Genomic DNA, 21,331 nt, shown 5'->3' with positions numbered 1-21,331 from the left:
TATTTTCACTCCTTCATTTTTTTAAATGCCTGAGATAAATCAGCTATTAAATCTTCTGCATGTTCAATTCCTACTGAAAAACGAAGCAGACGGTTGCAGACGCCGTTCTGAATCCGGATTTCTTCAGGTACGTCCATATGTGTTTGGGTCGCCGGATAAGTAATGAAACTTTCAACGCCTCCAAGGCTTTCAGCAAATGTGATCAGTTTTAAATTTTGTAAAAAAACATCGACCCAATTTTCTGACTCTAGACGGAAAGAAAGCATACCGCCCCGGCCCGGATAAAGGACATCAGTAATTTCCGGACAACATCGGAGAAATTCAGAAATTTGTTTTGCATTTTGTTCGTGCTGTTTCATGCGCAGGCTCAACGTCTTCATGCCGCGCATCAACAGCCAGGAGTCAAGCGGTGACAGCACAGCTCCGGCCGCATTTTGCATTTCGCCTACCTCGCGGGCAAGCTGTTCTCCTTTCACAGCTATAAGGCCAGCCAGCACATCGTTGTGACCGCCAAGATATTTTGTAGCGCTGTGGATGACGAGATCAGCACCTTGTGTGAGCGGCCGCTGCAAAAGCGGTGTGTAAAATGTATTATCAACGATTAAAAGCAAGTCGTGTTCTTTCGCAAAAGCAGCCACGGCTTCTATATCCACTTCCTGCATGAGCGGGTTTGTCGGCGTTTCCAAAAAGATCACTTTCGTTTTTTCTGTCACTTTCTTTTTCGTTTCGTTTATATCTTGGAAGCTGTCGTATACAAACGACAAGCCAAATTTTTTCCACCCTTTTTCAAACAGCCGGTATGTACCCCCATATAAATCGGTAGAGGCGATCCACTCATCACCCGGTTGTGCCAGCGCAAGAATGGTTTGGATCGCTGCCATGCCTGAAGAAAAAGCAAAACCGGCGTCTCCGCCTTCTAAGTCGGCAATCGCCTGTTCCACGATTTGACGTGTCGGGTTTCCTGTCCGCGTATAATCATACCCAGTAGATCGGCCAATGCCTTCATGGCGGTAGGCTGTGGAGAAATAAACAGGTGCATTCACCGTACCCGTTGCTTCTTCACTGCGGTTTCCAATTTGTGCTAACAGCGTGTCAATATGATTCTTTGTCAATTTTCTCTCTCCTTCTATGTACACTTTCCTATTTTTAAAATAAATAAAAGCCTTCTCGGAAGAAGGCTTTTTTAAATGATCTTCTCCTCATCTTTCGGGTTTGACCCGCTGGAATTAGCACCTTGACTTTACACAGCCGGTTGCTGAAGCATCTTCGGGCCAGTCCCTCCGCTTCTCTTGATAAGAACCTATAAAATTGTGACTTTTTTTAACTGTACAGTAAAAAGATCGAAATGACAAGAGTTTTTTAAATACTTTACTTTTTTGTGAATTGTTTATCAATTAACGCTGTAAAATCCGGCTGTGTCTTTAAAAATTTTAAATCATAAGAAGAATTGGCGAATTCCTGCATGACTTCTTCATTTACTTCTGACGTATACGTAATTCGTTTCCACGCGCTGTCTACCACGTCTTTTGCCAATTCTTGTTTCGTATCTTTCTTAATAGAAGCAATTGTTAATTCTTTCGCTTCTTCGGGGTTTTCATTAATAAAGTCGATCGCTTTTTGATGAGCATCCACTATTTTTTGAACAAGCTCCGGATCCTCTTTCACTAATTTGCCACTCGTCGCCAGCACAGAGTTTGGCAATGACGTGCCGAATGAAATTTCATCGCTGTCGACAATGATTTTTGCCCCTTCTTCTTTCACAAGCAGAGATCCCCAAGGCTCAGGAACAGCTGCAAGATCTACTTTGCCTGATTCAAACAATCCTGCATATTGAGCTGGCTTTCCAGTTGTATGCTTTAAGTTGCCGCCAATACGGTTGGATTCGATTCCGAAGTCTTTTATGAATGTTTCCATTTGAACGTCATGTGTGCACCCAACGCCCGGAGTAATAAATGTTTTGCCTGCAAAATCTGCAACTGACTCAATGCCGCTTCCGTTACGCGCTACGATCACTGTCCCACCGGAAGAACCGCCGGCGACAATTTTCACATCGGCCCCGTTCGTAAAGTTATTCATCACCGGACCCGGTCCAACAAGACCCGCATGGACGTCTCCTGTTTTCAACGCGACCATGAATGCCCCGCCATCCGGGAATGATTTATATTCCACATCTACATCTTCACCCAATGCTTCTTCGTAATAGCCTTTTTCTTTCGCAACCATCGCAGGAACATGGTCAAGATTCGGGAAGTAGCCGATGACGACTTTCTTTTTGCCTTCTCCTTTTCCTTCTTCCGATGAGCTGCACCCAGCAAGTACACCAGCCAGCAAAAGTAGAATAAAACTAAAATACCCTAATTTCTTTTTCATGTTCTCTCCCCCATTTAACTATGTGTTTAACTCGATTCAAGACCCCAGCGCCGCATCACATTTTTTTCTACTCGTTGAAAGAACGCATAGTCTACGGCCGTTCCAATCACTCCAATTAAAATCATCACTGCGATAACGAGGCTCATGTCGCCAAAATCTGATGCGTATTTTAACGTGTAGCCAAGACCCGGTCCCGTGCTTAAAATTTCTCCCGCCATTAATGCCCGCCAGGCAAATGCCCAAGCAAGCCTGACTCCTGTAACTGCGTAAGGAACAGCTGCCGGAAAGATGACTTTCAAAAATAAATCCAGTCCCCGCGACCCCATTGTTTGTGCAGCCCGAATATACAGCGGAGAAACGTTTTTTATGCCCATTCGCATATTGATCGTCATGACGAGCGTGCCACCTAAAACAACGATAAAAATGACCGCTTTTTCATTTAGTCCAAACCACATAATTGCCAGCGGCAGCCAGACAATACTTGGCACGCTTTGCAGAGCTAGGATGAGTGAACCGAGCGTTTCGTCTGCCGTTTTTGACTTGGCAAGCAAAATGCCAAGCCCTATTCCCAACATTAAAGAAATCAAAAGGCCAATAAATAAACGCTGGAAGCTGGCCACTAAATCGTAAATTAGTGTTTTGTCTCCAAAGCCGCGAACGAGAGCCTGCCATACATCTGTCGGCTTCGGCATAACATCAGGTGTCCACCCGCCTGCCCGGACGAGCCCTTCCCAAGCAACTAACAAGATAATAAAGAATACCAATTGTTTAATGATTCGCTGCATAAGACAATTCCTCTTTTACGACTTTGTCAATTTCATTTTTCAAAAGTAAGTTTATTTTTTTCTCAAGATGAATCGCTTCTTTTTGATCAAACCTTCGCGGTCTCGGAAGGTCAACCTTAATATCAGCGATAATTGTCCCCGGCTGCGTTCCCATCACGATGATCCGGTCAGACAGCTTAATGGATTCTGAGATGCTGTGAGTCACAAATAAAATCGTTTTTTTCGTCTCGATCCAAATTTTTTCAAGTTCTGCGTGCATTCTGGCCCGTGTCTGCTCATCCAGCGCGCCAAACGGCTCATCCATGAGCAGCATTTTCGGATTCATCGCGAGCGCCCTCGCAATGGCTACACGTTGCTGCATGCCGCCTGATAATTCATGCGGGTAATGGGCGGCATAGTTGGAAAGCTGGACCATTTGTAAAAATTTACGCGCCGTTTGTTTTGCTTCTTTCTTTTTCATTTCTTTCCTTAAAGGAAACATGACATTTTCCTCCACATTCAGCCATGGAAACAAGGCGGCTTGCTGAAAAACCATTCCCCGGTCTTTGCCCGGCTTTTTAATCGTTTTGCCTTCCAGTTTGATTTCACCGGAAGAAGCTTCACTCAAACCTGCCACCATAGATAGCAATGTTGATTTTCCGCAGCCGGAAGGACCTAAGATAGAGACAAATTCTCCTTCTCGAATCGTTAAATTTATGTCAACCAATACATCGTTGACTACTTTGTTGTTTGTAAATTGTTTATTTATATGGTCAATGTGTAAAAACATTTTATCACCTGCTTCTTTAATTAATCGCATTTAATTAATCGGATTTATTAGTATTATATACTGTATGTTTTTAAAGTCAATTGTTTACGAAAATTTTTAACAAAAAGTTTAAAATTATGTTAATGTTCTGAAAACTAAGTTGATTATCTTTTCTTCGTATTATAGAATAGAAAACATTACTTCTTTGAACAAACATAAAAAAAACGATCACTAGCTTAATAAGAGGAGAAGAGGAAAAACATGAAAAATTTAAAAGAAGAAGCATTAGAAATTCATCGGAGCCATCAAGGAAAGTTAGAAACAACAGCTAAATTAAGCGTAAAAAACTTAAAAGATTTAAGTTTGGTTTATTCGCCGGGAGTTGCTGAGCCTTGCCTGGAAATTCAAGCGAACCGCGAAAAACTTTACGAATATACGATGAAAGCCAACACTGTTGCCGTAGTCTCTGACGGTACTTCCGTATTAGGTCTCGGAGACATCGGAGCCGACGCTTCTTTACCGGTAATGGAAGGCAAAGCGATCCTTTTGAAAAATTTTGCCGGCGTAGATGCTTTTCCTATCTGTCTTGATACGAAGGATCCAGAAGAAGTAATTAAAACCGTCAAATTGTTAACATCCTCTTTTGGAGGAATAAACCTTGAAGATATAAAAGCTCCTAATTGCTTTTTAATTGAACAGCGCTTAAAAGAAGAACTAGATATTCCTGTTTTTCATGATGACCAGCACGGTACAGCTATCGTAACGCTTGCCGGTTTGATTAACTCCCTTAAACTCGTGAACAAGACATTTGCCGGGATTAAAATTGTGATCAATGGAGCAGGTGCGGCCGGCATTGCCATTGCCAAACTGTTGAACAATTTCGGTGCGAAAGAAATCATTATGTGCGATACGAGAGGTGCCATCTATGAAGGGCGTCCGTTCGGAATGAATTCTATAAAGGATGAAGTCGCTTCATTCACCAACGCCAACCGGACAGAAGGAAACCTTGAAGAAGTGGTGAAAAACAGCGATGTCTTTATCGGTGTTTCCGCTCCGGGAGTACTTACACCAGAAATGATTCACACGATGAAAAGGGACCCAATCGTGTTCGCCATGGCTAACCCCGATCCAGAAATCACTCCTGATGAAGCGAAAGCATCCGGTGTAAAAGTGATTGGCACTGGCCGATCAGATTTTCCTAACCAGGTAAATAATGTTCTTGCTTTTCCTGGCATTTTTAGAGGAGCACTCGATACACGCGCCTCAGATATTAATGAAGAAATGAAAGTAGCTGCTGCCTATGCGATCGCTTCTCTCGTTTCTGATTTTGAATTGTCAGAAGACTACATTATCCCTTCTTCTTTTGATGCCCGAGTCGCTCCTGAAGTTGCCGCCGCTGTCGCCCGTGCCGCCATCGAGTCAGGAGTTGCCCGCCAACACATCGACATTGACTCCTTGCGCAACAAAACGTATCAGCTCTCGGCTATCCAAGTAAAGCCTGCCGAAGTCGTCTTTTAACTTGAAAAAATGCCCTGCCTGAAAGGTTTTTCCCTTTCAGGCAGGACATTTCATTTGATACAGACGGCGATGCCGATCGGGTAATGTCTTCCCGGACGCCCAGGTTCAATGAGAACGCCGCGCTGATAATAGCGCTCTATATGATTATAGCCGTCGAATAAGCTAAAAAATTCTTTTTCCGTCAGCTGATGAACATGAAAAGGTTCTGTTGTCGGCTGCCCGCGGCCAAGGCCGAACGGAGTGGAAATAACGAGTGTACCCCCTGGTTTTAGCATCGCAAATAAATTGCGGAGAAAAGAAATTTCACCGGAGATGTGCTCAATCGTTTCAAAGCTGAAAATCGCATCAAACTTGCCAAGTGTTTCGGGAAGAAACGGGTCAGCTGCGTCAGCCGTTTTATATGTTACGAGCGGGTGATAATAACGGCCGTTCGCGTAATCTGTTGCTTCCTGGTCAATGTCAACACCGACTACTTCCTGAAGCCTGCTTTTTGCTGCTTTGGCAATCAGCTGAGTGCCGAAGCCGCTTCCGCTGGCAATATCGAGCACGCGGCCTTTTGAATAGTAAATAGCAAACTGGTAGCGGGCAATATGTTCAAGCAACATGCCGTTCATCGGATTCATTGTATCCGGCAGCACTCGCTCTCCTGTATACTTCATCTTTTTGCTCCTCTTTTATCGACATGTCTCTTCTTCTAACTAGTTAATCAGCCATTGAAACCAATCCGTTTGGAAATCATCTGGCCTGCTTGAATCATTCGCTCACTTAAAACTTCCAATCTTTCATCTGACATTCGCAGCGTCGGCCCAGATATACTGACTGCCGCAGCAACATTGCCGGCATGGTCAAAAACGGGGGCGGCAATACAGCGAATGCCATTTTCATTTTCTTCTAAATCTAACGCATAACCCTTTCTCTTCACTTCTGCCAGTTCTTTTAAAAATGCGTCTTTTTCCGTAATCGTGTGAGAAGTATGCGCCGGCAGCCCTTTTCGTTCAATAATATCCAGCACGTCTGTCGCCGGCAAATGAGAGGTAATGGCTTTACCGACTGAAGTACAGTGCACCGGTGCCCGCTTGCCGACTTTTGAATGCATGCGCAGTGCTTCATTGCCGTCAAGTTTTTCAATATAGACAACTTCTCCCTCGTCGTAAACGACAAGATGCACGACTTCATTCGTTTCGTTTTCAAGTTCTTTCAGTATAGGCCGTGCTTCTGTCCGGACATCAAGCGAATCGAGCAGCTTTGAACTAATATCGAGAAACATATAGCCGAGCCGGTATCTCCCTGTTTCTTCATGCTGTTCGATATAACCATACTGGCTGAGCGTGGCCAATATACGAAACACAGAGCTTTTATTTATATCCATCTGTTTGGCAATTTCGGTTACACCAAGCCCTTTCTTGGAAGCACTGACAATTCGGATTACATCAAGTGCCCGTGCAACCGACTTCACTACGTTGTCTCTTTCCAATAGACAGGCTCCTTTCTGCAAAAAGTAATTCAGTTACTGTACAGGTGATTTCTTCATCAAAAAGGCTGGCCTCCAACTGGCCAGCCTTTTCTAATTATCTCTTATTTATACGGAAGAATAAACCTTGTCGATAAAAGTTGTTTTATTGAGTTACGCTGTATTTTTCTTTTGCCTCGAGCCGGCGCTTGTGCAAAATGGGCTCTGTGTATCCATTCGGCTGTTCGTATCCTTTAAATACGAGATCACACGCGGCCTGGAAAGCCACGGAATCATCATACTTAGGTGCCATCGGCCGGTAGCCGGCGTCACCTGTATTTTGTTCATCGACTACTTTTGCCATCCGCTTCATCGTTTCCATCACTTGCTCTTCTGTACAAATACCGTGGTGCAGCCAGTTGGCGACGTGCTGGCTGGAAATGCGAAGTGTCGCCCGGTCTTCCATTAAACCGACATCGCTAATATCCGGCACTTTTGAACAGCCGACACCTTGCTCCACCCAGCGGACAACATAACCGAGAATTCCTTGTGCATTATTATCGAGTTCCTGCTGGATCTCTTCATCATTCCAGCTTGGATTCTTTTCAATCGGGATTTGTAAAATATCCTCTTGATAATTTTTATTTCCTTGCTTTAATTCATTTTGGACTTGCTTAACATTCACTTCATGATAATGAAGCGCATGCAGAACAGCTGCGGTTGGTGACGGTACCCATGCTGTGTTCGCCCCAGCTTTTAAATGGCCAATTTTTTGCTCAAGCATATCTGCCATGAGATCCGGCATTGCCCACATGCCTTTGCCGATTTGAGCGTGGTTTTGGAAACCTGCCGCTAAGCCTGCTGCGACATTTGATTTTTCGTAACTCGCCAGCCAGACTGAGGACTTCATGTCACCTTTTCGAATCATCGGTCCCGCTTCCATGGACGTATGCATCTCGTCACCTGTTCTATCGAGGAACCCGGTATTAATAAAGACGATCCGGTCTTTTACTGCGCGAATGCAATTTTTCAAGTTAAGGGATGTACGGCGTTCTTCATCCATTACACCAATTTTTAGTGTGTTTCTATCCAGTCTAAGCAAATCTTCCACTCTGTCAAATAATTCATTAGCGAAAGCGACTTCTTCCGACCCGTGCATTTTCGGCTTAACAATATAAACGGATCCTTTACGGGAGTTAGCAAGCTTTGCTGTTTCCGAAATTGAGTGTTTTGCTACTGCACTTGTTACAACCCCATCCAAGATGCCTTCAAACACTTCATCTCCATTTGCATCCAATACTGCATTTGTCGTCATCAAGTGGCCGACATTTCGGACAAACATTAGCGAACGTCCGGGCAGCTGGAATGAACCGCCATCTAAAGATGTATAATTGCGGTTTTCGTTCAGCTTGCGCGTCAGTTGTTTGCCGCCTTTTTGGAAAGCAGCACTTAAATCACCTTTCATTAATCCGAGCCAGTTGCGATACACAAGCACTTTGTCTGCTGCGTCTACTGCGGCCACTGAATCTTCACAGTCCATAATAGTCGTCAAGGCTGCTTCCATTAAAATGTCTTTTACAGATGCCTCATCCATTTGGCCGATCGGATGGTTTTTATCGATTTGAATTTCGAAGTGAAGGCCGTTATTTTGAAGCAATAGAGCAGACGGAGAATCAGCTTCTCCTCGAAACCCTTGCAACTGCTCTTTATTTTGAAGTTCTGTTTCCCTGCCATCTTTTAATGTGACAACAAGCTTTCCGCTAGCCACAGAATACTTGGCGGCCGCTTTATGGGAACCGCTTTCAAGCGGAGCTGCTTGATCAAGGAAATCGCGTGCAAATGCAATAACTTTCTCTCCCCTTACTGGGTTATAGCTGCCTTTTTTTCCGGCACCATCTGTTTCCGGGATTGCATCCGTGCCGTACAGTGCATCATACAAACTGCCCCAGCGCGAATTGGCCGCATTGATGGCGTAACGGGCATTGTTCACTGGGACAACGAGCTGCGGACCTGCCTGCAAAGCGATTTCTTCATCGACATTTTTTGTTGTAATGTTAAAATCTTCACCTGCCGGCTCGATATAGCCGATCTCTTCCAGGAAAGATTTATACTTTTTAAAATCAAACTCATTCTCTTTGTGCCACTCATTTATCTTCTCTTGAAGATCATCACGATTTTTTAGAAGTTCACGATTTTTCGGTGTCAAGGCAGCGATGATATCACTGAATCCTTCCCAAAATGCTTCAGCCTTCACCCCTGTACCGGGCAATACATCGTTGTTAACGAAATGGAGCAGCTGCTGATCCACTTGCAACGATCCAACTTTCACATAATTATTCATTAAAAAATCCCCCTTTTGTTTCTTATTACGCAACAGCGTTTCTTAAATATCATAAAAAAAGATTAGCATAGAAATCTGAAAATTTCAACTAATCTTTTTAAAATGGTATTTGTTAATTTTTTATTTTTCCCTCAGCCGCTCAACAAGCTGCAGTAACTCTCCATCAGGACCATGAAAAAACTCCGGACTGAGCCGGAGTTTTAGTCTTTCTTCAACCTAGCAGCAGCTGCGTTGCCAAGTGACTGCAAGCCTTGAACAAGTATGATCAACAATGCGACTGTCACATACATGACGTCTGCTTCATATCTCAAGTGACCGAAGCGATAGGCAAGGTCGCCCAAACCGCCGCCGCCCACAAGTCCAGCCATCGCTGTTGCCCCGATCAGTCCGATCGTTGCAATAGTTAGACCAAGAATAATCGAGCTTCGGGATTCGCGAAGGAGAACGTGCCAAATGATATTCCTCGTTTTAATTCCCATCGCTTCATATGCCTCCACAACGCCACGATCCACTTCTAAAATAGCCGATTCCATCAACCGGGCAATGTAAGGCGCCGTATAAACGACGAGTGGAACGATCACACCTTTCACACCAATGGATGTACCGACGACCCATTTTGTAAAAGGAAGAATAAAGAACAATAAAATAATAAATGGAATCGAGCGGATAATGTTAATAAAAATGTTTAACAGCTGGTAGACAAACTTATTTTCCATTCCTTTACCCGGTCTTGTCATGACGAGGAGAATACCGAGCGGCAGCCCAATAATAATAGAGACGAGAAGAGCAATAGAGACCATTTGAAATGTTTCGATCGTCGCTGCCCAAATATCTTCGCCCCAATTATTAAGAAACTCGCTGAATGTTGACGGCATAATGATCCTCTCCTTCCACCTGAACGCCTTTTTCGATCAAAAATTCAATCGCTTTTTCCACTTCTTCTTTATCCCCCCGCAAATGAACGAGCAATTGTCCGTATGGCTCTTGCTTCATTTGAATGATCGAGCCGGAAAGAATATTTGGAAAGACGTTAAAATGTTTGCTGACAAGCGCCAGCGCAGGTTCTCCCGACGAAATGCCGAAAAAGGATAAGAGTGCAATCCGGCCGTTCCCCTGGAGATGGGTAAGCGTGCTTTCCGGAATGTTATGGGAAAAAACACTGCCAATGAACTTCTTCGTTGTCGCTTTTTGAGGGGTAGTAAACAGCTCCATGACCGTTCCCTGTTCAATGACCTGTCCTTGTTCCATAACAGCGACGCGGTCACAAATACGCTGGATAACATTCATTTCATGTGTAATTAATAAAATAGTAATACCAAGATCGCGGTTGATTTTTAATAACAGCTCTAAAATTGCTTCCGTCGTATCAGGATCGAGCGCACTCGTCGCCTCATCACAAAGCAGTACTTCCGGTTCATGGGCAAGAGCCCGGGCAATCGCCACCCGCTGTTTTTGCCCTCCTGAAAGTTCACCCGGATAAGCCTGGTGTTTCTGCTCAAGACCGACAATCTCCAAATATTTCTCTACTCGTTCTTTCACTTCCTGTTTATTCAGACCAGACAGCTTTAACGGAATAGCAACATTATCATAAACGGTAGCCGTTTTAAGTAAATTAAATCCTTGAAAAATCATTCCAATTTTCTGACGTGCTTCTCTAAGCTTGCCGGGAGACAAAGCGGTCAAGTCTACTCCATTTACTTTTACTGTTCCTGTTGTCGGGCGTTCGAGTAAGTTGGCACAGCGGATGAGCGTACTCTTCCCCGCTCCGCTGTAGCCGATTACACCGAAAATTTCGCCTTTTTTTACGTGCAGTGATACGTCATCAAGCGCCTGAATGCTTCCTTTTTTTCCGCTGAACACCTTTGTCACATTCTCTAGTTGAATCAATGGTGACCCTCCCCTTTAACTGTCTTTACCAGGATGGAACTACTGAACCTGAAAATTCTTCTTCAATAAACTTTTTTACTTCATCTGAATGATAGTACCCAACAAATTTTTTCACAAACTCAGCATCTTTATCTTCTGTACGCACAGCGATTAAGTTCGCCCACGGGCTGTCTTTCGGTTCAATATAAATAGAATCTTTTGCAGGAACGAATCCGTGTTCAATGGCAAAATTCGTATTGATGGCCGCTGCATCAAGCTCATCAAGCTGACGAGCAATTTGAGATGCTTCCAGTTCAATAAATTCAATATTTAATTTATTTTCTTCGATATCTTTTACGGTCGCTTTTTCATTCAAGCCTTCAGGCAGCTTAATTAAACCTGCTGCTTCAAATAGCATTAAAGCACGTCCCCCATTTACAGGGTCATTCGGCAAGCCGAGTTTAGCGCCTTTTTTCAGTTCCTTAATGTCTTTTACTTTGTTTGAATAAATCCCCATCGGAAAAGTAATCGTGTCCGCTACTTTCGTGATATCTAGATTTCTATCTTTCTTGAATTCTTCGAGATAAGGTTCTGTCTGGAAGCTGTTCAAATCGAGCTGCCCTTCATCAAGTGCCACATTTGGCATAACATACTCATTAAATATTTTCAGCTCAATTTCAAAACCGTCTTTTGCTGCCAGTTCTTTTACTTTTTCCATGACTTGCTCATGAGGACCAGCCGTTACACCTACAATAACTTTGTCTTTATTACCGTCTGATTTCTCTTCTTTGCTTTCTTCATTTCCCCCACAGGCGGCAAGCGCACTAATAACGACAAGTAAAGCGATTGATAAAATCCATTTCTTCATGGGAAACACCTCTCCTTAATTTTAATTAACCTAATAGATAAAGTTGGTTTTACTGTACATTTTTTTCTTGCGTTTTTTCCCTCCGTTCCAGCATTTTCTTATCGTAAAATAAGAACAAGAGCCCCTCGAAATATCGAGAGGCTCTTTTATATACTAAATAAAAGCTGCACCTCTCTTATTTCTCAAACGTTCGTTTGCAGGATTTAGCACCTTTTTTCGCCGAATGCAAAAACGGTTGCCGGGTTTCAACGGGCCAGTCCCTCCACCACTCTAAATAAGAGAATACATTATTAAATTGATACCGTAATAGTATATGAAAAAAACATAGTCGTCAATCTTTTTTTGAAAAATGAAACAACTTACTTTCATTTATTCGTATTGCCTCATTTTTACTTTTTTAAACAGAAGACGAAAAAGAAGAAAACAAAGTACAATAGCGGCACCGATCATGAAGAAGCTGGCCTGCCATTCTTCCGGCTGCAGCCGTTCAAAAAAGAAAAACCCTGCCGTAAAATAAAAAGACGTCCAGATGAAATTGGGGATCAGCGAATATTTAACGAGATCAGAATAGTTAAACTGGCTGTATCCCGCTGCACAGGGGATTAATAAACGGAATCCTGGAATAAACACACTGAGAGCGAGCGCTTTTTTTCCATATTTTAATAACTTTTCCTGGCTTTGCTGAAATTGCTTGTTTTTCAGCGGACGACTATAAATGTTAGACATCAGGCGGCCCACTGTAAAGCTGACGTAGAGAACTGTAACAATACTAATGTACGTACACAAAAATGCCAAGCTAGGCTGAAACAAGCCTCTGCTCGCCATATATCCATTTGTCATAACAATCAATTCATTTGGCAGCGGCAAACCGGCAAAACCAATCCAGCCGTAAACCAGCAAACCGGCATAGCCAAATGTTTCGTATAAGTCTTCGACGGAAATAGATTCGATGTCCATCAGACTCCCCCTTCTCGACCATAAAAAACGGTCCAAGTTATGATTCTTTCATTATATACGATTGGAGGAAAATTAGAATCTGCGAACACCAAAAAAGCCACCCTTTTTTGAGCGGATGGCTTCCAACCAATGGTTCATCTTAACGTATTTACATTTTACCCATTTCTACTTTGTATAAACGTGGAATATGCGAACTGACTGGAAGGGTGAGATTCCTCTGACTCCCTATTCATTATTTTTGAATATTTCTCCCTGTTGCTCCCGGCGCTGAATCAGCATCTTCCGGCCCGTTCACGCTTTTATCATCGACAACCGGCCTTTCTTTCGTGCTGCCCGCGTACACCGCTTTATGATTTGCCTGCTGTTTTCTAAATGATTCAAAGTCCAAATTAACCATTTTTCACCTTTCCTCCTCCTCTTCATCTACATAAGGATCATGCTCAAATGCCGGTAAATCACCGAAAGATGTCATTATTCCTTCTTCATCCAATTCATTTTCATATTGTTCATGTTGTTCATTTGGGTAGATAGTGACATTTCTTCCGTCGATATCGACTCCGACAAAGTTTTCGAAATCCTCTACGTAACCAATTTTTTCTTCTGATTCCACGTACATATCATTGTAATGTGCAGGAGGATCGACAAAGTCAGATGGTGATTCCGACGTTCCCCAATTGGCTACTTCCTGCCAGGCGTCTTCTGCATCATAAACGACTGATTCATCAGGACTGTCGTCGAAGTCAAATTTTCCAAAAGGCGGCATGAGCACTTCTTCTTCGATCGGCCTGTCACGAGATACTATTTTATTCGGTGTATGATCAATACAAAAAGTCGTGGCGGGAAGAGCTTCAAGCCGTTCAAACGGAATTTCCCTGCCGCAAGTTTCGCATTTGCCGTATTGTCCTTTTTCAATGGCCGCAAGTGCTTTATGAACTCTTTCTAGTTCGGACTCTTCATGTTCATTTAAAGCTATATCTTTCTCTCTTTCGTATAAAGCTGTTCCTTCATCAGCCGGATGATTATCGTAGCTGGACAGCTCGCCCATCGATTCGTGGTAATGGCCTCTTTCCAAATCAAAATGATGATTGTCTTCCAGCCGCTCTTCCAGCGCTTTCTTATCCTTTTCCAGCTGTAATCGCAGCCTAGATAATTGTTCTGCCGTCAGCATAGTGCACCCCCTTTTAAAATTGCTGAAACATTATGTAGTATGAGTAAAAACAGCTAACTTAATCAAATTAGCCGCTTTCAGTCTTTTATAAGAAAAGAGAAGCCGCCTAAAAGCGGCAGCTGCTCAATTATTTAACATTTTACTTCCTTGGAAGCCAGCTGTACATATAGTCAGCATCTTCATAATCATGGGCATCTTTTACAATATAAAGCGGCCGGAACGTATCAATCATGACGGCAAGCTCTCTCGTTTCTTTTTTGCCGATGCTTTCTTCTGCTTTGCCCGGATGCGGTCCATGCGGCAGTCCGCTCGGATGCAAAGTAATGGACCCTTTTTCAATTCCTCTGCGGCTCATAAAGTCGCCATCCGTGTAATACAGCACTTCGTCACTTTCGACATTGCTGTGCACATATGGCGCTGGGATCGCATCCGGATGATAATCATAAAGTCTCGGTACAAATGAACACACAACATAGTTATGGGCTTCAAACGTTTGATGAACCGGAGGCGGCTGATGAATCCGGCCGGTGATTGGCTCAAAGTCGTGAATGCTGAATGCATACGGGAACAAATACCCATCCCAGCCAACGGCGTCGAGCGGGTGGAAGTCGTATTTATATGAAGTGAGCATACTTTGAGCCCGTACCCTTACTTCAAACTCTCCTTGTTCGTCCTTCGTTTCCAGCTTTTCCGGTGTGCGCAAGTCTCGCTCACAGTAAGGAGAATGCTCCAGCAGCTGCCCGTATTCGTTGCGATACCTTTTTGGCGGCACGATCGCTGAATTTGACTCGACGATTAAAAAGCGGGATTCATCAGATTCTAATACGACTCTATACGTCGTCCCAATCGGAATTACTAAATAATCACCTGGCTGAAAAGAAAGCTCACCGAAAATACTTTCGATTTTACCTTTTCCTTCGTGCACGAAAATCATTTCATCGCCTTCTCCGTTCCGGTAAAAGTACGGCATTTGCTTCATCGGTCGGGCAACGCCGATCGCTACATCGTTATTCGCCATGAATATTTTACGGGCTTCAAGGAAATCGCCGCCTGCTTCTGTGTTCCATGTCCTGAAATGACGATGTTTCAACGCGCCTTTTGTTTCGTATTCGTAGTGAATATCTTTCAACTTTATCGCTTCTCTCACCTGTGTCGGCGGGTGAACATGATAAATAATGGATTGAATCCCCGAGAATCCTTTCGTTCCCATCACTTGTTCGTAATACAATTCTCCATTTTTTTGGCGAAATTGCGTATGGCGTTTTTTAGGGACTTTTCCCATCTTTACGTAATGCGGCACCCACATCCTCCTCCTTTTCAACAGCCGTGACTTTATTCTTTACAACCTTTTAAATATTCCCGCGGCGCTCCTGTTCTCGTTCAATCGACTCAAACAATGCTTTAAAATTTCCATCCCCAAAGCCAAGTGCGCCTTTTCGCTGAATAATTTCAATAAACAGCGTTGGGCGGTCGACAATTGGTTTCGTAAAAATTTGGAGCAAGTAGCCTTCATCGTCCCTGTCGACTAAAATATTTAACTCTTGAAGCTTCTTCACATCTTCATCGATTTTGCCGACACGGTCAGCGAGCTCTTCGTAATAAGTACCGGGTGTTTGAAGAAATTCCACTCCGTTTGCCTTTAAAGCAGTAATAGTCGAAATGATATCGTTTGTTAATAAGGCGATATGCTGGACGCCTGGTCCGTTATAGAAGTCCAAGTATTCTTGTATTTGAGACTTTCGCTTTCCTTCCGCCGGTTCGTTAATTGGAAACTTGATGCGGCCTGTTCCGTTCATCATTACTTTTGACATCAGGGCAGAATATTCGGTAGAAATATCATCGTCATCAAAGTGCTTTAATACCTTAAACCCGAATACTTTTTCATAATAAGAAGTCCACTCATCCATTCTTTCTACATTACCGACAATATGGTCAATGCCGATCAAGCCAGTTGGCTCCGCTGCAATGACATGGTCATGCGGCTCATAGCCTGGCAGGAAACAGCCTTTATAATCCACGGTTTCCACCAATGTATGAAGTGTGTCGCCGTACGTCCCGAGAATCGCTTTTTTCACTTGTCCATTCTCATCTTGTTCCACCCATGTCTCACGAATGCCGATTCCGCCTCTTTCAATCGCTCCTTTATACGTTTCTTCAATGTCAGAAACTTTTAGTGCAATATCTTTTGCTCCTTCTCCATGCAGTTTAATAAATTCCGCTACATCTGTCTGCGCTTCAAGTGAGCCTGTGATGACTAAACGAATCGCTCCTTGTTCTAAAACATAGGAAACCCGGTCACGACAACCCGTTTCCAGCCCGCGGTAAGCAACAACTTTGAAACCAAATGCTTTTGAAAAAAAGTAAGCTGACTGCTTCGCATTTCCCGCATAAATTTCTAAATGATGAATGTTCTGTACCGGAAATAACTCTTTTTTCTTTTCTCTTTTTGATCTGGGAACGTTTTTTGACATATATAGGCCCCCTAAATTTAATAATTCATGCACTTAATATATTATTGTTAATATTTAAAATATTAGAACAACATTTAAAATCACGCAAGCGCTTACATTGACGCGGTTATTCTGTAATCAATAAGTCATTTACCGCGTTAACGCGTTTTTCTTCCACTCTCGCGAAATCTTTTTATTTTATTAGAAAGTGACGGCAGTAAAATGATAAAAAACGAAAAGCAGGGGAGAGACACTATGGAAATTACCGCTAAATTTTGTCCGTGCAATTTTGAATATGAGTTAGACGATGTGAAGGATCAGTTGGAGGAAATGGGTATCATCGTGCTAGAAGATCGCTGTTTAAATTATTGCGGACAATGCCTCATCCAGCCTTACGCTTTAGTGAACGGCCAAAATATTACCGGCAATTCTCCCGAAGAACTTCTTAAGAATATTCTTCAATCAATCGACTCAATAAATCAAACAGATAAACAGTAAACAAACTAAGGAGTGATGGTTTCAATGATACACCTAAAGGTAATAATGAAATAAACCTTTTTGGAAAGGGGACATTACTTTGCACGAGGCATTCTTTCACTTAAAACATAGACCCATTCCGCTGCCCCACTCTTCCTGGATCATGACACAAACATGGTCCAATGTGTTATTTATGCACTGGCCTGTTCATCCAGAAGCTTTAAGATGCTTTCTTCCTGCTTCGTTGACTCTTGACTTGTACGGGGGAGCGGCCTGGCTTGGAATCGTTACATTTAAAGTGGACGGCATGCGTGCCCGCGGCTTGCCGCTCCTTCCTTTTCTTCATTCGTTTCTTCAACTAAATGTCCGGACATATGTTTTACACGAAGGAGTGCCGGGTGTTTATTTTTTCAATCTTGATATAAATCATCTTCCCTCTGTTTTCGGCGCCAAAGTTCTTTATGCCGTGCCTTTTCGCAAAGCAAAATCGGACTTCCATGTGAATAAAAGTTTCCATTTTCACAGTACGTATTCTTCTGATGAACGGCTGGAAGAGCTTGATGTTTTGTACCGGCCTGCGTCACAACCGTATTTCGGACAGCCCGGAACGTTCGGTCACTGGGCAGCGGAACGCTATTGCCTTTTTACCGAAAGAATGAATAAGCTGTACCGGGGAGATATTCATCACACGAAATGGGCGCTTCAAAAAGCAGAAGCATCCATTAATGACAATACAGTGGCTCCTTTTCTTTCACGTAAATATTTTCAGCAAGAACCTGTTCTTCATTTTTCAAAGGTGAAGAAGGCTTTTTTTTGGCCTTTACAAAAAGTTCATTAAATACAAAGAGGAGAGCAAATCGCTCTCCTCTTCTTTATGCATATTATTTTATGGCACTAGCAATTGCCTGCTTTAGTTCAGCAGCGGCCTTTATCGGTGAGGGCGCATGACTGATAGCAGTGATAACTGACACACCGTCTGCACCGTTGTTCACTACACTGGATGCATTGTCGGCATCAATGCCGCCGATTCCAACAATTGGCACTGACATGGATGCATCCCGTATTTCTTCGATTAACTTTGTGCCTTGCACTGCCTTCGTATCCGTTTTTGTAGCAGTAGGAAACACCGGTCCGATGCCTAAATAATCGGCTCCTCCTGCGATCGCTCTTTTCGCTTCTTCCATCGTATGAGCAGAGACGCCAACGATTTTCCCTGGCAGTTTTTCACGGACGGCTGATAGCGTTTCATCATCCTGGCCTACATGCACACCGTCTGCCTCTAGGTTAATAGCCAGTTCCACATCATCATTGACGAGAAACGGGATAGAGTGTTTGCGGCAAATCGCTTGCAGTTCAGAAGCCAGCTGGAATTTTTCTGCTCCAGTTAAAGCACCAGGGCCTTTTTCACGAAACTGAAATAGCGTGATGCCCCCCGCAATGGCTTCTTCCAACGTCTCTTCAGGAGTTTTTAAGCAGTTTGGGCTGCCCATGATAAAATATACCGGGAGCAATTCTTTCATTTTCTCTTCACTTATATTCCGCATGAATAGCTGCCTCTTTTCTTTTAAACGCCCAATGGTTCGTTGGTCCGTGTCCTTTCCCGATTTGTAAATCCATTTCGATCGCTGCATGGACATAATGCACGGCTGTTTCTACAGCCTTCTTTACCGTTTGTCCTTTAGCTAGTTCAGCCGTTATTGCCGCAGCAAATGTACAGCCTGTCCCATGTGTATTCTTGGTCGGTATGCGGCTGCTTGTGAAACTGGTAAATTCTTTGCCATCATACAGCAAGTCGATGAGCTCGTCTCCGTCATCCGCATGTCCGCCTTTTATTACGATATTTTTCACACCTGAGCGGAACAGCTTTTCTGCCGCACGCTTCCGGTCATCGAGCGACTGGATGCGTATGTCCGTGAGCACTTCCGCTTCTGGTATATTCGGTGTAATCACCGCAGCTAGCGGCATCAAATATTCCGTCATTGCCTTGACTGCTTCTTCCTTCAGCAAAGAAGCGCCTCCTTTAGCAATCATGACCGGATCGACAACTACTTTCTTCCAACCAAACTGTTCGATTTTCCGGGCAACAGCTTGAATAATTTCTCCACTGAACAGCATGCCGGTTTTCAGTGCGTCTGTTCCCATATCCTGTCCAATTGCCTCTATTTGTGCTTCCACTGCTTCTACAGTCAATGGATAGACCCCGTGTACCCCTAACGTGTTTTGCGCCGTAACCGCTGTTAATGCGGACATGCCAAACACACCAAGCTCTTGAAATGTTTTTAAATCTGCTTGAATGCCGGCCCCTCCCCCGCTATCCGAACCCGCAATCGTCAATGCTTTACTCACTTTCATTTTCTCCACCTCCGCTAGTCATTAAAAAAGTTTTTCTATTTCGGCAAACGCGGCAATATTTTCTTCTCCCACCTTAGCCAGCTGATTTAAAAATTCAATCTGAAAGCTGCCCGGCCCTTCTTCTCCCCGAATTTTCATCGCTGCTTCTGCTGCTACCCCATAAGTGACAACAGCAGCAATCGCAGCCGCAGCCGCATCTTTTTCCACGGCAGTAAATGCTCCAATAACAGCACTCAATAAACAGCCGGCTCCGGTCACTTTCGTCAGCATCGGATCCCCATTATGAATAAGGAACGCTGATTCTCTGTCCGCAATGACATCTGCTTTTCCTGTAATTACTGCTATCGTTTGCCATTTCGCAGCTGCTTCTTTCGCCAGCTCTACTGTATTTCCGTTGCTTTTTCCTGCGTCTACACCTTTGATTTCCCATTTCCTTCCCGTCACGTGAGCGACTTCGGCCGCATTTCCTCGTAAAACGGCTACTTTCACTTCCCTCATGATTCGGCGGGCAGCTTCTGTCCGGTAAGCGGTTGCCCCAGCTCCCACCGGATCGAACACAACCGGTACACCGGTTTCATTGGCGGCTTTGCCCGCTATAATCATCGACTCTACCTTTTCTTCATCAAGCGTGCCTATATTTAACACGAGCGCTCCTGCAATTTTTGCCATATCTGCCACTTCTTCTTTCGCATAAGCCATCACCGGTGATGCTCCGAGGGCAAGCAGTCCATTGGCTGTAAAGTTTGTTACGACGACATTTGTGATGTTATGTACGAGAGGACTTTGCTCTCTTACTTTTGTCAGTGTTTGAACGACCACCTTACTATCCATATCCCCAATCCTTTCCACTTGATGTTAATTAACAAACAAAAAGAGCACGATGCCAGCGCACGTACTCTTTTTGGTCGTCACATTCCCTGCGCTGGCATTATCCAACAGGTTCACACAGTCTACAGCGGTATAGCTGCACTCTCAGCCGGCATCCGCCAGCTCCCGGTTCACGATTTAGTTGTGTATAAAGTGTACCTTTTATTTCTGAAAATTTCAATGTTTTGATTGAGTGTATTCTTTGTTAAAGTCAGTCCAGCGCTTGGCTGCTAGTTTAACTCTTTATAAAATCTCGACAGCTCCATGATCATCGCGCCCATCCGCTCGAGCTCCGGTACGACCATGCGGGTAACACCTTCTTCTGTCAGTGCTTCAGCTGTTACTTTTCCTACTGCCCCGGCCAGCGTGCTGGCAGTAAATGCAGAAAGCAGCTCTTCTGTGCGCCCAGTCTGTTTCGCGTAATCAAATAACGAACGTACTTGAATCGCTGTCGTAAAGCAAACAACATCCACTTCTTTGTTCAACACTTCATTTAACAATTTCCCTACTGTTTCTTCTTCCGGTGCATGGTGGCGGTAAGGAAGCAAGCACTGCACTTCTGCTCCTTTTTTATCCAAAAATGCCATTAATGCTGGCGCCTTTTCTCCATGAAGCTGAACAGCCACACGTTTGTTTACTAGGTCTTCCTTGTCCAGCGCCCTGATCAGCCCGGCTGTTGTGCCATCGTCATCAGTCGCGGCTGGCGTCACCCCTAACTTTTTTAAAGCTGCGAATGTTTTATAACCTCTGACTGCCACTTTCGCGTGTTGAATCACTTGTAAAAAATCTTCCTTTATCCCAAGCTTGCCGGCAGTCTCTACTAACGCTTCTGTGCCGATCCCTGTCGTAAAAATCACCCAGTCGACTTGAGTGCTGATCAACTCTTTAATCTCGGAGCCGACCTCTTCTTCTGCCAAAAACACGGTCCCCTGCAATGGCCTGACGAGTGCTGTACCTCCTTGTTTTTCAATAATAGCACTCATTTCTTCTGTTTTTCTGGAGCCGGCAATCACAATCCGTTTTCCTTCAAGTCCTTTTCCCATGCCTCTTTCCCCTTTCACACCATCTATCTTCGTATCGTATCACAAAAACCCACTAAATCGCTATGTTTATA

Annotated in this window: 22 protein-coding genes and 2 riboswitches; of the genes, 3 read left to right on the top strand and 19 right to left on the bottom strand. The window is 43.8% G+C overall.

Annotated features, from left to right (window positions below):
* Window positions 1-5: 5 nt before the first annotated feature.
* From F9802_RS03870 to F9802_RS03855, 4 genes are all read right to left on the bottom strand, one after another.
* Window positions 6-1,112: a methionine biosynthesis PLP-dependent protein gene (locus F9802_RS03870; RefSeq protein ID WP_152149846.1), complete on the bottom strand. Its 1,107-nt coding sequence runs from the start codon at window positions 1,110-1,112 to the stop codon at window positions 6-8.
* An 84-nt stretch (window positions 1,113-1,196) separates the two neighbouring features.
* A riboswitch (SAM riboswitch) is annotated at window positions 1,197-1,299 on the bottom strand.
* A 69-nt stretch (window positions 1,300-1,368) separates the two neighbouring features.
* On the bottom strand, window positions 1,369-2,370 hold the full coding sequence (locus tag F9802_RS03865) for an aliphatic sulfonate ABC transporter substrate-binding protein (RefSeq protein WP_152149845.1): 1,002 nt from the start codon (window positions 2,368-2,370) through the stop codon (window positions 1,369-1,371).
* A 26-nt stretch (window positions 2,371-2,396) separates the two neighbouring features.
* The gene (locus F9802_RS03860; RefSeq protein WP_152149844.1) at window positions 2,397-3,155 is read right to left on the bottom strand and encodes an ABC transporter permease; all 759 of its coding nucleotides are present in this window, start codon (window positions 3,153-3,155) and stop codon (window positions 2,397-2,399) included.
* A complete protein-coding gene (locus F9802_RS03855; RefSeq protein ID WP_152149843.1) occupies window positions 3,139-3,924 on the bottom strand; it encodes an ABC transporter ATP-binding protein in 786 nt (261 codons plus the stop codon). The genes F9802_RS03860 and F9802_RS03855 overlap by 17 nt, the downstream gene beginning before the upstream one ends.
* A 240-nt stretch (window positions 3,925-4,164) precedes the next feature.
* Here F9802_RS03855 and F9802_RS03850 point away from each other — a divergent pair, with 240 nt between their 5' ends.
* Window positions 4,165-5,421 (top strand): NAD(P)-dependent malic enzyme, encoded by a 1,257-nt coding sequence (locus F9802_RS03850; RefSeq protein WP_152149842.1) that lies wholly within the window; start codon window positions 4,165-4,167, stop codon window positions 5,419-5,421.
* 50 nt (window positions 5,422-5,471) lie between these two features.
* Here F9802_RS03850 and F9802_RS03845 read toward each other — a convergent pair whose 3' ends face one another.
* The 11 genes from F9802_RS03845 to hppD all read right to left on the bottom strand — a co-directional run bounded on the left by F9802_RS03845 (window position 5,472) and on the right by hppD (window position 16,542).
* A complete protein-coding gene (locus F9802_RS03845) occupies window positions 5,472-6,080 on the bottom strand; it encodes a class I SAM-dependent methyltransferase (RefSeq protein ID WP_152149841.1) in 609 nt (202 codons plus the stop codon).
* Between the two features lie 47 nt (window positions 6,081-6,127).
* Complete coding sequence (locus F9802_RS03840; RefSeq protein ID WP_152149840.1) at window positions 6,128-6,895, bottom strand: IclR family transcriptional regulator; 768 nt, start codon at window positions 6,893-6,895, stop codon at window positions 6,128-6,130.
* A 142-nt stretch (window positions 6,896-7,037) separates the two neighbouring features.
* Window positions 7,038-9,212: a malate synthase G gene (locus F9802_RS03835; protein ID WP_152149839.1), complete on the bottom strand. Its 2,175-nt coding sequence runs from the start codon at window positions 9,210-9,212 to the stop codon at window positions 7,038-7,040.
* A gap of 200 nt (window positions 9,213-9,412) precedes the next feature.
* Complete coding sequence (locus F9802_RS03830) at window positions 9,413-10,087, bottom strand: methionine ABC transporter permease (RefSeq protein WP_152149838.1); 675 nt, start codon at window positions 10,085-10,087, stop codon at window positions 9,413-9,415.
* Window positions 10,059-11,099, bottom strand: a complete 1,041-nt coding sequence (locus F9802_RS03825; RefSeq protein WP_152149837.1) for a methionine ABC transporter ATP-binding protein — start codon at window positions 11,097-11,099, stop codon at window positions 10,059-10,061. The genes F9802_RS03830 and F9802_RS03825 overlap by 29 nt, the downstream gene beginning before the upstream one ends.
* A gap of 25 nt (window positions 11,100-11,124) precedes the next feature.
* Window positions 11,125-11,946, bottom strand: coding sequence for a MetQ/NlpA family ABC transporter substrate-binding protein (locus tag F9802_RS03820; protein WP_152149836.1), 822 nt, complete (start codon window positions 11,944-11,946; stop codon window positions 11,125-11,127).
* A gap of 172 nt (window positions 11,947-12,118) precedes the next feature.
* A riboswitch (SAM riboswitch) is annotated at window positions 12,119-12,227 on the bottom strand.
* 88 nt (window positions 12,228-12,315) lie between these two features.
* Window positions 12,316-12,903 carry a DedA family protein gene (locus tag F9802_RS03815; RefSeq protein ID WP_152149835.1) on the bottom strand — a complete coding sequence of 196 codons (588 nt, stop codon included), beginning with the start codon at window positions 12,901-12,903 and terminating at the stop codon, window positions 12,316-12,318.
* A 232-nt stretch (window positions 12,904-13,135) separates the two neighbouring features.
* Window positions 13,136-13,300, bottom strand: a complete 165-nt coding sequence (locus tag F9802_RS19535) for a hypothetical protein (protein WP_191991755.1) — start codon at window positions 13,298-13,300, stop codon at window positions 13,136-13,138.
* 3 nt (window positions 13,301-13,303) lie between these two features.
* Complete coding sequence (locus F9802_RS03810) at window positions 13,304-14,071, bottom strand: TraR/DksA C4-type zinc finger protein (protein WP_152149834.1); 768 nt, start codon at window positions 14,069-14,071, stop codon at window positions 13,304-13,306.
* Between the two features lie 139 nt (window positions 14,072-14,210).
* Window positions 14,211-15,371 (bottom strand): homogentisate 1,2-dioxygenase, encoded by a 1,161-nt coding sequence (locus F9802_RS03805; RefSeq protein WP_152149833.1) that lies wholly within the window; start codon window positions 15,369-15,371, stop codon window positions 14,211-14,213.
* A gap of 49 nt (window positions 15,372-15,420) precedes the next feature.
* The gene (gene hppD / locus F9802_RS03800) at window positions 15,421-16,542 is read right to left on the bottom strand and encodes a 4-hydroxyphenylpyruvate dioxygenase (RefSeq protein ID WP_152149832.1); all 1,122 of its coding nucleotides are present in this window, start codon (window positions 16,540-16,542) and stop codon (window positions 15,421-15,423) included.
* Window positions 16,543-16,776: 234 nt separating this feature from the next.
* Between hppD and F9802_RS03795 the strand changes: the two genes are divergently transcribed.
* Complete coding sequence (locus tag F9802_RS03795) at window positions 16,777-17,019, top strand: DUF1450 domain-containing protein (protein WP_152149831.1); 243 nt, start codon at window positions 16,777-16,779, stop codon at window positions 17,017-17,019.
* 79 nt (window positions 17,020-17,098) lie between these two features.
* On the top strand, window positions 17,099-17,836 hold the full coding sequence (locus tag F9802_RS03790; protein WP_152149830.1) for a YqjF family protein: 738 nt from the start codon (window positions 17,099-17,101) through the stop codon (window positions 17,834-17,836).
* Window positions 17,837-17,879: 43 nt separating this feature from the next.
* On the opposite strand, the gene thiE is transcribed toward F9802_RS03790, so the two are convergent.
* The 4 genes from thiE to F9802_RS03770 all read right to left on the bottom strand — a co-directional run bounded on the left by thiE (window position 17,880) and on the right by F9802_RS03770 (window position 21,260).
* Window positions 17,880-18,542, bottom strand: coding sequence for a thiamine phosphate synthase (gene thiE, locus F9802_RS03785; protein WP_152149829.1), 663 nt, complete (start codon window positions 18,540-18,542; stop codon window positions 17,880-17,882).
* Entirely contained in the window at window positions 18,526-19,350 is an 825-nt protein-coding gene (gene thiD / locus F9802_RS03780) for a bifunctional hydroxymethylpyrimidine kinase/phosphomethylpyrimidine kinase (protein WP_152149828.1), read from the bottom strand. Before thiD ends, thiE begins: the two co-directional genes overlap by 17 nt.
* Window positions 19,351-19,371: 21 nt before the next feature.
* Window positions 19,372-20,181 carry a hydroxyethylthiazole kinase gene (gene thiM / locus F9802_RS03775; protein ID WP_152149827.1) on the bottom strand — a complete coding sequence of 270 codons (810 nt, stop codon included), beginning with the start codon at window positions 20,179-20,181 and terminating at the stop codon, window positions 19,372-19,374.
* 266 nt (window positions 20,182-20,447) lie between these two features.
* A complete protein-coding gene (locus tag F9802_RS03770) occupies window positions 20,448-21,260 on the bottom strand; it encodes a uroporphyrinogen-III synthase (protein WP_152149826.1) in 813 nt (270 codons plus the stop codon).
* Between the last annotated feature and the right edge of the window lie 71 nt (window positions 21,261-21,331).

It is taken from the genome of Bacillus aerolatus, from assembly GCF_009183655.1.
Classification (GTDB): domain Bacteria; phylum Bacillota; class Bacilli; order Bacillales; family Domibacillaceae; genus Pseudobacillus; species Pseudobacillus aerolatus.
The sequence above is the reverse complement of the archived record's forward strand: the minus strand, read 5'-3'. Positions and strand labels throughout refer to the sequence as shown.